This is a genomic window from Trichocoleus desertorum ATA4-8-CV12 (assembly GCA_019358975.1).
Lineage (GTDB): Bacteria > Cyanobacteriota > Cyanobacteriia > FACHB-46 > FACHB-46 > Trichocoleus > Trichocoleus desertorum_A.
In genome coordinates, this window is the sequence record JAHHIL010000039.1 from 41,108 (window position 1) to 53,288 (window position 12,181).

At 46.0% G+C, this 12,181-nt stretch carries 10 protein-coding genes; 6 read left to right on the forward strand and 4 right to left on the reverse strand.

Features of this window, described 5'->3' with window-relative positions; genetic code table 11:
• Positions 1 to 3: 3 nt before the first annotated feature.
• Positions 4 to 1,014: a hypothetical protein gene (locus KME12_20835; GenBank protein MBW4490233.1), complete on the reverse strand. Its 1,011-nt coding sequence runs from the start codon at positions 1,012 to 1,014 to the stop codon at positions 4 to 6.
• Positions 1,015 to 1,294: 280 nt separating this feature from the next.
• On the opposite strand from KME12_20835, the gene KME12_20840 reads away from it, so the two are divergent.
• Genes KME12_20840 through KME12_20860 form a run of 5 tightly spaced genes read left to right on the forward strand, consistent with a single transcriptional unit; the run spans position 1,295 to position 7,413 of the window.
• On the forward strand, positions 1,295 to 3,094 hold the full coding sequence (locus KME12_20840; GenBank protein ID MBW4490234.1) for a hypothetical protein: 1,800 nt from the start codon (positions 1,295 to 1,297) through the stop codon (positions 3,092 to 3,094).
• Positions 3,079 to 4,173: a type III-B CRISPR module-associated protein Cmr3 gene (locus tag KME12_20845; GenBank protein ID MBW4490235.1), complete on the forward strand. Its 1,095-nt coding sequence runs from the start codon at positions 3,079 to 3,081 to the stop codon at positions 4,171 to 4,173. Before KME12_20840 ends, KME12_20845 begins: the two co-directional genes overlap by 16 nt.
• Positions 4,174 to 4,211: 38 nt before the next feature.
• Positions 4,212 to 5,246, forward strand: coding sequence for a type III-B CRISPR module RAMP protein Cmr4 (locus KME12_20850; protein MBW4490236.1), 1,035 nt, complete (start codon positions 4,212 to 4,214; stop codon positions 5,244 to 5,246).
• Between the two features lie 2 nt (positions 5,247 to 5,248).
• Positions 5,249 to 5,674 carry a hypothetical protein gene (locus KME12_20855; protein MBW4490237.1) on the forward strand — a complete coding sequence of 142 codons (426 nt, stop codon included), beginning with the start codon at positions 5,249 to 5,251 and terminating at the stop codon, positions 5,672 to 5,674.
• 32 nt (positions 5,675 to 5,706) lie between these two features.
• Positions 5,707 to 7,413 carry an RAMP superfamily protein gene (locus KME12_20860; protein MBW4490238.1) on the forward strand — a complete coding sequence of 569 codons (1,707 nt, stop codon included), beginning with the start codon at positions 5,707 to 5,709 and terminating at the stop codon, positions 7,411 to 7,413.
• Positions 7,414 to 7,742: 329 nt separating this feature from the next.
• Here KME12_20860 and KME12_20865 read toward each other — a convergent pair whose 3' ends face one another.
• Together KME12_20865 and KME12_20870 are read right to left on the reverse strand one after the other, a co-directional pair.
• Positions 7,743 to 10,616 carry a DUF3987 domain-containing protein gene (locus KME12_20865; protein MBW4490239.1) on the reverse strand — a complete coding sequence of 958 codons (2,874 nt, stop codon included), beginning with the start codon at positions 10,614 to 10,616 and terminating at the stop codon, positions 7,743 to 7,745.
• Positions 10,617 to 10,781: 165 nt separating this feature from the next.
• On the reverse strand, positions 10,782 to 11,048 hold the full coding sequence (locus tag KME12_20870; protein ID MBW4490240.1) for an excisionase family protein: 267 nt from the start codon (positions 11,046 to 11,048) through the stop codon (positions 10,782 to 10,784).
• 440 nt (positions 11,049 to 11,488) lie between these two features.
• Between KME12_20870 and KME12_20875 the strand changes: the two genes are divergently transcribed.
• A complete protein-coding gene (locus KME12_20875) occupies positions 11,489 to 11,650 on the forward strand; it encodes a hypothetical protein (protein MBW4490241.1) in 162 nt (53 codons plus the stop codon).
• 153 nt (positions 11,651 to 11,803) lie between these two features.
• Here KME12_20875 and KME12_20880 read toward each other — a convergent pair whose 3' ends face one another.
• Positions 11,804 to 12,040, reverse strand: coding sequence for a hypothetical protein (locus tag KME12_20880; protein MBW4490242.1), 237 nt, complete (start codon positions 12,038 to 12,040; stop codon positions 11,804 to 11,806).
• Positions 12,041 to 12,181 lie beyond the last annotated feature (141 nt).

A 12,181-nucleotide genomic window follows, 5' to 3' on the forward strand; every position in this document is an offset into this window, starting at 1 on the left:
CTCCTAGCCCACCAAATCAAAAGCACTATGCTGGTAGTCAATCAGAAATGGTCCAAAAGTTTGTTTAGTAGCAGGGTTAAACGAGACATACTCCAATTCTCGATGCCTAGGTAAACAAGCCATAATCATCCCCACAGACATTGGCTTAGTGCCACCCGTAAAGTCTGCAATCATGTCAGTCGCGCCATACCTGCTGCGACGAAAAATTTGATTCACGCAGTCAAACGTATCCTGTGCCTCTGCCGGTGATACCCCAGTGGCATGAATCTCAACCTCAAAATCTCGGTTATATTGCTGAGCAAGCTGCTCACATTTTTGCTGAATAGTCTTGGCATTCTCACGGCTATTAGGCCCAAACCTTTCCGCTTCCAAGTCATTAGAAGGAATGAGCCAAACCTTCTCCAGTCTGTTGTGCTGCAAGTGGTACTCAATCGTAAACAAAGCACTTGCAGGATTGCTAACTAGAATAATGAGCCCTTTCTTGCCTTCAGGCTTCCGTAACCCATCCTGAATAATTCCTGCCTTCGTTAAAGGGCGACGTAACCCATGCCATGCACTAATTACCAAAACCACTGCAAATGGAATCAAGAACATTATCAGTGCGGGCAAGTAATCTTCTACCGTTGGTGGCTTTTCCCCAATCCTGAACCAGTAACGGGCCACTTGCTGAATTAGTATTGCTGCGTTATCAAACCACCAGCCTGCAATCCCAATTCCAATAAACGTCCAGAAGGGCAATCCCAGTAAGCGAAAGATCCGCCCAAATTGTAGGCGTGATAGAACTGCCTGAATTAGAGCAAGAATAAATCTTCTGACCTGACCTAGCGTTATTTCCTGAGTGAGCCATTGCTCCATAGCTATCGCGATCGCACTAATTTTTTGAGCCAGCCGTTGTCTCAAAGGCGATTTCTGAATTCGTTGAGCGATCGCCTGAGCTTTACTCGTTAATCGTTTCATTAAAGCTAAATTTTGGGCTCGTTGAGCGATCGACCGACCAGTAAAGCGACGTTTCATGATTCTTCAATACAACCTTTGGAAATTTAGCAATCGACGTAGCTGGGGAACGCTGCCGTTTCTAGGGAAACCGCCACCACAAATCCCGATAGCAACACCCCCACTAGAAAAAACTACAAAGGAACGATATTGCTCCGCTTGAGCGGGAACACTGAAGTAGCAGTTTGGAAAATCAACCCCAGTCCGTACGATTACTTCTATTGAACTGCTGTCTGGAAAACCCCTCTTCCAGAGCCGATTAGAGTATCAACTAACTGCATCCCCTACCTCCCATGAGTAGATGACAGATACTGACAACACGGTCTACACCGCCATCACCTTTGCTCCAGTCCAAGGCTTCATCGAAAAATCTCGCAAGTTGCGAGACTTATATGGCAGTTCCTATTTACTTTCACTGCTAGCGCAATCCATTTGCGTTGCGGTTGGAGAGGCTAATGTTGTATCACCTGCTTTGCCCAACATCACGCAGGGAATGCCGAATCAAATCATCGTTCGAGGGCAAGTTTCACAAGTAGATGCCGAAAAATTGTTTTTCGACACTTGGAGTTGTATTACTGACACGTGTCGTCAATGGATTGAAGACAATGTGCAAGGTAATTGGCAGTACTCCTGGGATCGAGATTGGGGCCTATGGGCCAAATATGCTTGGGAGTTTTTTCATGTTGTAGGCAAACCGGGTGAAAGCATCACGCAGGTGCGACAGCGGTTGAATGAAAAGAAGCGATCGCGTGCCTGGATTGGAGTTAACTGGCAGGGCGAAAGCTCCACACTGTCAGGAACTGATGCTGTTGCCTGGGCAGAACTGGGTAAGATTGCTAAGCCTCATGAACAGACTGTTCCCTGGGAAAAAGATCGCAGCGGCAAAAGCCCTGTTGAGCACTTCTATGTAGAACTGAGTTGCCAACTAGGCGCAGCTTTCATAAAAAAAACGCCAGAACTAGCTCAGATATATCACAACAATCCCCAGAGGTTTTTAGAAAAGAGTATCGAGTATGGCGAAGCATTCATTGATCCCGATGAAGAACTCAGCATTCCTGAACTTATAAAGCGTTTAATTACTCACAAAGCAATTGTCGAACAGTTAATTGAGCGCATGGGATCGTTGTACTACCTTACTGAGTTGAAAAAGCAAATTGAAAAGGATTTAAATCCTAAGCGTTTTACAGATCTCAACCGTCTCCAGCACAAATCTAGCAATAAGCCTCAATACTGGACAGGCTGGTTTCAAGGTGATGGAGACGGAGCGAGTGATTATCTCAAGTGGTTAGGTGAGCAGGGTAGCCAGCAAGAAGACAGAGGCACTACAGCATTTAGTACACAAATGCGGTGCTGGGGGCAGGAGTTTAAAGAGAATGCAACCAGGTATCTCCCCAATGATCAAAGCCGTTTGATTTATGCAGGAGGGGATGACTTTTTGGGCGTCCTCTACCAAACGGATGCTCAGTTACCAGCCAAAGACTGTCTAGATTGGTTCTCAACGTTCAAGTCTGGAATTTGGGAGGGCATCAATCCCACTCAACCTGAAAAACAAATTACTGCCAGTGTTGGCTTTGTCTGGGTGTCACCCAAAGTGCCACAACGAGATGTACTACAGCACTGCCGTGAAGCGGAAAAATCCGCCAAACATAACGGTAAAGACCGAATTGCCTTTCGTATTGTTTTTAGCGGTGGTAACTATCTGGAATGGGTTTGTCCCTGGCGTATTCTAGAGGACGGTTTGTTCAGACAATACCGCGATCGAAACGGCATGCAAGGTGAGAAGGCCAATTGGACTCATTTCTATAACGATGTTGCTGTGCTGGAGTCTCGTCACTCCTTTGGTTCTCAAGGTGAAGAGCATTTTGAGACTGCTGAAGCGCTCTTCAAAATCTATTTTGGTGATGCTAACAGCCTTTTACACAAAAACAACTGGTGGAACCAGACGAATGATCATAACAGAGTCATTCACGCAGGAGTTTTGGGCGACGAAAAAAACTTTAAGAAGAATGGTGCTCTAGACCCCAAGCGAGTGACTAAATCACTCAACAACTGGGTCATTAACCTTGCGAAAGTAGGATTTCATCTATGTTCCAACACCTGATTGTGATTGAGCCTCTGGGTCTACTTTATGGCAGTTCCGGGCGTTTTCTGTCACCCGAGAACTTGGTAGGGCGATCGGGCGCTAGCTTTCCGCCTAGTGCGGCAACTGTATCAGGTTTGTTTGCTGCCTATCATGCCCAGACAACAAAAGACTCGAAAACACTGAAAGAAACGCTCAAGCCCTTACAACTGGCTGGACCGTTTTGGGCAGACAGCAATACTCCAGAAAATTTTCATGTTCCTACACCATTGCACTGCCTAGTCAAGGATCAGCGCATTCGATGCTGTATGGCTTGGCAACAAGGGCAGTGGCTTACCTGGTCAGACGAAAAACGCCAATGGGAGACTCCACCAAACGACAAATTTGAGAAGGGAACCTGGGTAGCGATCGCAGACTGGCATAAACTACAGCACCCAACAACAGCAAAGGAAGTTGAAGTACAGCTCGCGCCGTGGAAGTTTTTGCCTCATCTGCATCCTCATTTAATGGAAGATGAACGCCGAGTAGACAGTGATAAAGAACGCGGCAGTTTATTTCTTGAAAATGGCGTACAGATGAACCCTGATGCCTGTCTGATTTACCTCTCAAATATGCCACTAAAAGAGGGTTGGTATCGATTTGGTGGAGAGGGTCATATGGTAAACCTACGATGCATAGAAATACAAGCAGACTACATTATTAGCCAGTTACTACAAGCCCCCTTGAAACAAAGCTTTGCCCTCATTACTCCTGCCATCTGGGGATCAAACCGTCTCTCCTATCGTGAACCCGGTATTCAACGAAGTAACGGCTGGGAACCTCTTTGGAATGCAGTGTTATTGACCGAGCGGGCAATGCCCTTCCGTTACCGCTTGGGAGGTAAAGAAAGAACAAAGCTTCTATCACGTGGTCGCTATGCTGTCCCTGCCGGAACTGTCTACATCACCGAACACCCCCAACCTGCTTGGGTGGATTGGAGTGAGGATTGGTTTCCTAAAGAAGGTCCATCTCTCAAGCGGTGGGGCTGTGGTTTAGCTTTACCCTTACCGGGAGCGATCGCTGAGCCTACTGCTGAAACCCAAGGAGCGATCGCTTCCTAGTCTTTTTTCTTAGTCAGTGCAAGCTTAAACAGAAAACCATGTATCACAAAGCCTACGGCATCATCGAGACCCTGGCTCCACTTCATGTAGGAGCCAGCGCTGGAGAAGAAACTGGAAACCTCAATCTCATATTCCGCGACCAATTTACCCAAACAGGTATCATTCCTGGAAGTTCCATTCGAGGCCGCTTCCGAGCCGACATGCGACAAAAACGGCAGTGGTGGCTTGAAAAACAGTTAAAAGAGAAGCAGATAGTAATTCCTAATTCGAGAGTGCAGACCGTAGAGGTTGGAGAGGGAGAGAAGAAAAAGACCCTTTCGCGGTTGGAATGGCTAGAATTGCAGGCTAAAGAGCAAAAAATCACTGTCCCAGACTTGATCAATGAAAATTACTGGTACGGTCACTCCTCGGTTGCTGGGCAAACTGATGGTGGCACAACGGAAGCTCTTGTGAAGTTTGAATACGCCTCTCTAGTGTGGTTGCCAGTGTTTTGTCCTGGTCAGCCCATCGTATGGGTTAGCTGTCCGCGTTTACTAAAACGGTACCAACAGATTACAGATATTTCCTATCCAATACCCAAACCAGTGGATGGGCAATATCCAGTGAAACTCAACAACCATCGCAATCGCCTCTTCTTCAACCTTGGGTTTCTAGACAATTTGAAGAGTACACCAGAGCTTAGTGCTTGGGTACCCCTTAACTCCCGTGTTAAGCCCGAAAACCTAGTAGTTGTGGACGACAGTGATATTGCAACAATTCATGATATGGCGCTGTATCGACAAACACGGACGAAGTTAGAAGATGGAGCAAAGAAAGTGGAGAACTTCTTTGGATTCGAAGCATTGCCTGAAGATAGCATTTTGGTGTTTCCAATCGCAATTCGCCAGAGTGTTTCCAAAGTAGACATCGAGAACAAAATAGCTTGGAAACCGTTTAAGGAAACTACTACAGATTTGTACTTGGGCGGGCTGGAATCCATTGGCTGTGGGCGAACTTCAGTCATGCTATCAGGTGAGTATTTCACCGCTACATCAGGCTCAAACTATTCACAGTCGCAATCAATAGGAGCGTGAAGATGGCTTGGAATCCTTACGGTTTAGATCAAGTTGCCCATCGGTTAGTGCAACGTGCTCTACAAATTGATGCAGATCCGGAGATCGCAGGTGACTCTTGCTTGAGAGAAGTGTACGAAATGCGAGAATCAGTGGCTTATGGATTGGAGCGATTTTGGGGTGAGCAGCTACGGCACTACAACAAAAAACAAGACAAGAATGCTACATATTGGCAGGAAACCTGGAGAAAACTGGTCTCCATATTAGACGGAGCTGGAGTTGTGCTACCCAATGATGAAAATGCAAACATAATGGCTCAAAAACTGTGGGGCGATATTCCATTGAATGAGACGGGAGTGAGACTTAGTCATGAAAATCGTCAAGTTGCTCTAGCTGTACTAACGCAACTGTGCGATTGCATGGTGTGGTGGACTCAGCGATACAAGTAATCAGGCTGAGAAAATATCGTTGAGGGATAATAATGTCAAATGCAGATGATGTACCAATGATGTTCCGTGCTTCTGTGAGCGGACGTTGTCAACTTCAATATATCGATGGTAATCGTAATCGCGACACTGAAAGCGACATTGAACGCTGGGTGTCGGAATGGACAATAGCAGAACTACCTTCTCAGCCACCCACTTTAAGCCAGCACCAGTCAGACGATACTTGTTTCTCGTTTCAGACTATTCCCTATTGCATTACATGGCGATTTGTCTCCAATAGCGGGGCTGATCCAACGATTATTCTGCCTGTGATCGGCGCTAGAGGGTTTCCTTACTATCCTGGCAGCAGCATGAAAGGGGCATTCCGACAAGCATGTAATAAAATTTTTCCCGATCGTGTTGTCTATTACTGTGGTGATCGAGACAGCATATCTCCTGGCATTTTGCGTTTCCATGGAGGATATCCTACCAGCAATACTTGGAAGAACAATTTAATTGACTTGGCTCATCCACAGCAAGGGTGGCAGGTTAAGAATTTAGATACTCGTCAGAAAGATGGGGGGGCATTCGTTCAAATTTCTTTGCATCAACCAGAGCTGAAATTTGGTATTTCTAGTGCAATTGACTTAATAGGAGCCGAGTGGCAGGACATTTGGCAAGTTTGGAGAGTGGCCCTCTCAAACGGGATTGGCTGTCGTGTATCCGCTGGGTATGGCAAGTCAACAGAGCGGGCTGAATCGCCTCTTTACAAGGTAACTCTCAACGGACAGGGAGTAGCATCTACGCTGTTAGACAGTACGCCAGAATTTCGTCCCAATATTTTTCGAGCGGCATTAAGAGGTCATGCACTCAGGATTTTTGGAGGGTTGAGTGATGAGGACACGGCTGAATCCTTGGTAAAACAACTATTTGGAGGAATTCATAACGGAACAGATTGGGGGTTGCTAAGTATAGGATTTCGGGAAACTAAACCTTTTAGGTGGGAAAAGTATGGCCGATATGAAATGCCATATTACGAAGTCAAGGGAGAATTGTCTTGGCTACTGACGCAATCTGTTGAAGATGAGAAGGAAAAAGCGTTAAAGAGTCTTGTCAACCACCTAATGCAGTTTTCGATGTTATTAGGTGGATTCGGCAGGAGCTGGAGACGAGTTGATCACCGCAAGTTTTATCCTGACGAACAATATGAGAAGCTGATTGGCTGTCATTGGACATGGCAGAAATCTCTTTTTTTAAGTAATGATCCAGATGATCAACTACAGGCAGTTGGACAGGTAATCGATCGTGTTCTAAATGTTGCACAGAGCTGGATGCAACGATGTCAGTTAGAGCTAGTTCACGATCATCCAGCTAAATGGCGTGAAGCATGGTGCCGCGATCGCGCACAAGTTTGGGGGAGGGTAGCAGATGACGAGGGGGATAGCCTCGCCATAAAGTGGTTTCATCAAGGTTATGATGAGGTGCTCCGGGGGAGAAAGTTTGTTCCCACAAAGCAGCTTAAGGGAACGGCTGTAGCAGGATTTACTGGAAATCAAGATAATCCGACTCGGATTGGAAGGTTATGGCATCGAATGTATCCTGTAACAGAAAGAATAGTGAGAGCCGATGGTAGACAAGGTTTCAGACAAGCGGATCAATACCTTGAACTACTAACATTTTTTCCAGATACCAAAGGTGAGGATTCTAAGCAGTTGACTGAATATCTTAACCGTCCAAAAAGCCCTTTTACTCGTCTTTGGTGAGTGATGTAGCAATTGTAAGGGGCGCTCCTTGGCAGCGTGATGGTCAAGACCAGTTGAAGCCGTTCATCCAAGATTTGGAGAACAAAGGGATGGAGCTTACTTGGGGCCAAAATTCATCCTTTCAAGTAATAACTCAGAAACCGTTTAAGCGCTGAGTAGTCATTGATGATATCTTCAAGGCGATCGCTGATTTCAGACTAACAGGCTCGTAAGCTAGAGCCTGTTAGTGAGTTATTAACACGTACAGGTAGCAAGGAGATGGTCAAAACCATTGGAGTATAAGCCACCCAATTGATTGCGATCGCAAATCTACCCCAAGCTACCCATATTTACTTCGCTGAGCTTTGATACAGCAGCAACCATTCAATTGGAAACAGCCGACGGCCCAAGACATCATCATAGATGGTAACTCCCTGCTCCTCAATCTTTCGAACAATCCACACGGCTTTTAGTTCGTCAGGAGGACGTTGGTTCCCCTCGCCACTCAGCACGACGCGATCGCCAACATTAAATGTAACGCCAGTAACTTGGTAACAAAAGCCTTCAACCTCTTTATTTAGAGAGCTTTCCGAAGGAGTAACAACACTAGTAACTTCTGGTAACTGCTCGTCCCTTAAGTTGATCGGGGCGGTATAAACAGTGTTACTATATCCTGACACCATATTGAGGTGGCTTTCAAGGCTTGCAGACTTGTTTGTTACTAGCTTGTTAGCAGCTTTGTTACCAGCCTCACCCCCCGTCATATAAGGTATTACCGTCTCATTGTTACCAGCGTTAATGTCGCTGTTTTTGATACAGATCCGATAAGCTTTTCCCTTTTCTCCATTGTCAATGGCATAACCCAGATTAACAACCTGGCCCATAAAAGCTCGTGCAGCATCAGCTTTTAGCTTTTTTCGACCAGAGGACCAGTGGGTTACTTGGCGTGCACTAATCCACCCATTACGCTTAAACCGCTCTATAAAGCGAACGATTTCAGGTGACTGGTAATGAAGCGTGATACCAGAGTCGGCATAAATAAGGCGAGCCTGACCAATCGACCATTTCGTAAATGCGATCGCTGCTTCTAAAGTTTCGCTAGAAACAATTGGCCCAGGTAGCCGATCCTCAGCAACGGCATTGACACAATGGGCGATCAGAGCGATTCTGGCTGCCCTCTCCTTTGCTTTTGGATAGATAGCTCTTAGTACCGAATTAGGTTCAGAAACCTTTTGATCCTCACATAAACAATGCCACGCTCTCCAAATTTGATGTCCCTTATGATCAAGTTGATAGGTCTTAGATGGTAGGTTTTCTAGAGCCCTATAAATTGATTGAAGCAAACCAAATAGATTATAGTTTGATCCCTCACCTGGGGGCGGCATTTTAGTCAGTGATAACGGTACCCAGAGATAACGAGACCAATAACCATCTCCTTCCTCCGACGTTCCCATGTACTTCTGCAAAACGTCGGGCTGAATTGTCCCTGCCAAGCTTACTGAGGTCCGGGGCACAGATATTCTAGACTCTGTCTTACGGTTTACTTTGAAAGGTTTGCCATCATACATCGACAACCACTTCTGACGATCGTTCCCCTGGCCACGAGCACGATACTGGTTGAATCCAGCTAACACACTTGTCAACTCATCAGCAGCAACGATCGTTCCTTTGCCAGGTTGTTTCCCTAAACAAGCTGCAACAGCCTCTAAGGTTACATCTTGTAAATAGTACTCCCGTTGAGCTGGCTCTTTGGGAGCATCACCTCGCTCATCCTTAGGGTTTTTCTCCCACTGAGCTAACTCCTCCTTGTACTGTGTGAAAGCAGTTTGGTAAGCAATATCAGCATCGGTCTGCAACTTCTCCAACGGATTCAGCAGAGTATTATAGATCGGCGATTTTGTGGAGCCTGAAGGGCCAACTAATCCCACCCACAGAATCGGCGGTGGTCGAAAGTCTGTATTAGGATCAATTTCAAGGCAAGTATCTATTCTTAATAGTGAAGCTGCAACGGGCAACAGAATTCCGATAAAGCACTCAAGTGGGATATTGAATTGATTGGCACGATGCTGAAGCGGAGTTGTCAAGAGAGGAGACAGTAAAGATTGAACGGGTGCAGCCTCTTCAACTATTTTAACTAAACTTTGCACCTCTTCAGCTAGTTCTTCCAAGTTCTCTGAGTCTTCAGAAGGGAGTGGAGGTTGCTGATTAATCTTGTCTCTTCCAGCTAGGGTATGAATTTGGCGATCGCCTTCATTTTTACTAGATGGCGATCGCCAACCATTTTGCTTAGCCAATAAACCTAGCGTGCCTAACCCAACGCCTCCATTCTTCTTGAAAGATCTCCAATGTTTTGCGCAGGCGTCCGCTTGATAGTTAGCTGCTCCTTGGCTCCAGTCGTCCCAGACCTCCAATAAATCTTCGCTAACGTAGTGGAGGGCCATTCCAACCTCAATCCAACGCCCGTAATCTTCAGTTGGAGGGATTGCAGCGAGAAAAGACAATGCCCTATCTCTTTCAATTGAGCTCTGTAATCGATTTCCATACTGTAGCTTCAACTGGCTAGGTTGCTCCTCTATCATTTGCTCAATTATCCAGTTGGGAGCTTCTGCTACACCACACTCTTCCGGAGAAAGACCTAATCGCCATCTATAAGCTCCTGTAATTGGATGATGTCCACTAACTACTGACTGACACCCGTCCCACCGGAGTTCTAGTTGATCTGCTTTACCATCTTCTCCTATTACGCCTGTCCTTATTTTTTTCGTAGCGATCGCACCCCAAAAACGCTCGGGGATTCGATAGATAGATTGATGGCGTCCCTCTCTTCCGGATGTCACCGAAACTGTTTTAGGTAGCGCCAGTTCAAGAGATTGCCCTGATAGTTTCTGAATCAAATCGTCGCAGCTTGAGCCATCGTGATCGACGAATACTAATCCACCAGACGCAGTGCCGCAGAGAACACCAATTGCGCAAACCCAGGAAACAGGCGGATGAAATATTGTACTATCTCTTCTCTCCACAGCTAAACGTTTAAATTGTCCAGATTGAGCCGCCACCTCAAAATCTTGTTTGGTTAAAGGGGTATTTTGCCAATTCTTTCCAATTGGTGCTTTGTTATCTCCTACAGCAACAAGAGCCCAGTCTCCAGGAATAGCTTTCAAAAAGCCAAGAAGTTGTTGAGGTGTTGGTTTAGCATTTTTGCTAGAATGGATGTCAGATAACATGTTTTGTTTTTGGCGATCGCTGTTGGTAGCAGTGATCGCTTTTTCGTTATTTTGCATCGTTTTTGAGCTTTCCTTTTGTAGTCAAAGTGGTGTTGTGAGACATCTTTTCAACTGTGTTGAGTTTGTTTTTCATGGATTAAATCTCTCCTTTTGTGCCATCTCAAATCACTCTTTTGCTTTTCGCAGTTTTTCTCCCTGCAAACTCATCAAATAACGCTCAATTTCCTTACGATGCGCCTCAATATTGTGCTGGTTAGCAAGCCAATGCAGGCACAGCTCAAGGTTGTAGCGGATCACCCTCGAATTGGCGTTCGGTCTGACGTAATGTACGCCTTCAATCCAGTCACCACGTTGTCGAATCGTTTTTAGAGTGTGATGACTGTATCCAAGTCGTTGGGCAAGAACATGTTTGTTGCAGAATGAAAAAGACATAAACTCTTATCCCCTTTACCGACACAGTAGAAAAATTGATGTTTTTCAGGCATCTTGGGGTTTATCGTAGAGAGTGAGTTTTTAGAAAATCCAGTTTTGTGCAACCTTTTCCCAGCCGTAGAGCTTGAACGATAGGCTACCTGTCTTTAAGCAGCTGCGTCACTGCTTGATGAGTAACGCTTCTAGCAAAAACGATCCTCCATCACGTACGGCTAAAAAAGCTGCGCGAGGTAAAGTAATGTTAAGCATTCCTGGGTCTGAACCCAGTGAAGGCATTGCCCCATCGCTCTAGTCCAGCATCGCTGCCAATGGCTGTATCTGTATGCTTTTGTGCATCCTCAAAGCGGGCAGACGGAATGGTTCATCTTGCCTCGAGTAAATGTGGCTTGGTTCAATGCCGCCTTGGCTGCCTTAGATCAAGCGGTGGGAGCAGGATCTCATTGACAGATTTTGCTAGTCCTCAATGGAGCGGGCTGGCATCGCTCTGTGAAGGTGGTGGTGCCAGAAGGAACTCATCTAAAATCCTTGCCCCCTACTTACCAGAGCTACAGCCTGCGGAGCGCTTATGGCAGTTGAGTGATGAAGCGATTGTCAACCGATAGTTCGAGGGCTTGGATACCTTAGAAGCTATGCTGGCACAACGGTGCCTCACCTGGTCTAACCTGTCGCAGCTGATTCACCAACATACTCACTTTCACTGGTGCAAGGAGGCTGAAAATAGTAGGGGTTTGTGAAGCGGTAAGCGTATCAAAAATTTATTTGGAGAGGATCTTCTTGCCATGTTTTTTAAGAATGACTAGGCTTTCATCCTCCAGCAGATAGACGGCTTGGAGTGTGTTATTGCGGGACTCTCGATGGCAGCGCTTGAGAGTAGCTACGAATTCTGTGTATTTCCCCCAACGGAACTGGTTATCTTGTTGAGCGTAGGAAATGGCACAGAAATACAGAGCTTGTGCAGGAGTTAGTAGCGTGCCCTCACTAGTAAACGGCACTTTGAAGGGATCATCCCTGCTTGACTGACAAAAGTCTGAGTGATTGAAACGAAAGGTAGGAGGGAAGAGGAGCTTGGTTTAAGCTGATCAGTTACCACACCCATTAGCAAAACCCATGACTCCTACTTCCCGTCTCTATGA

Bases quoted from the DNA above. Each gene is read 5' to 3' on its own strand.
- KME12_20835 (MBW4490233.1), bottom strand. From the start codon at position 1,014: ATGAAACGTCGCTTTACTGGTCGGTCGATCGCTCAACGAGCCCAAAAT.
- KME12_20840 (MBW4490234.1), top strand. From the start codon at position 1,295: ATGACAGATACTGACAACACGGTCTACACCGCCATCACCTTTGCTCCA.
- KME12_20845 (MBW4490235.1), top strand. From the start codon at position 3,079: ATGTTCCAACACCTGATTGTGATTGAGCCTCTGGGTCTACTTTATGGC.
- KME12_20850 (MBW4490236.1), top strand. From the start codon at position 4,212: ATGTATCACAAAGCCTACGGCATCATCGAGACCCTGGCTCCACTTCAT.
- KME12_20855 (MBW4490237.1), top strand. From the start codon at position 5,249: ATGGCTTGGAATCCTTACGGTTTAGATCAAGTTGCCCATCGGTTAGTG.
- KME12_20860 (MBW4490238.1), top strand. From the start codon at position 5,707: ATGTCAAATGCAGATGATGTACCAATGATGTTCCGTGCTTCTGTGAGC.
- KME12_20865 (MBW4490239.1), bottom strand. From the start codon at position 10,616: ATGTTATCTGACATCCATTCTAGCAAAAATGCTAAACCAACACCTCAA.
- KME12_20870 (MBW4490240.1), bottom strand. From the start codon at position 11,048: ATGTCTTTTTCATTCTGCAACAAACATGTTCTTGCCCAACGACTTGGA.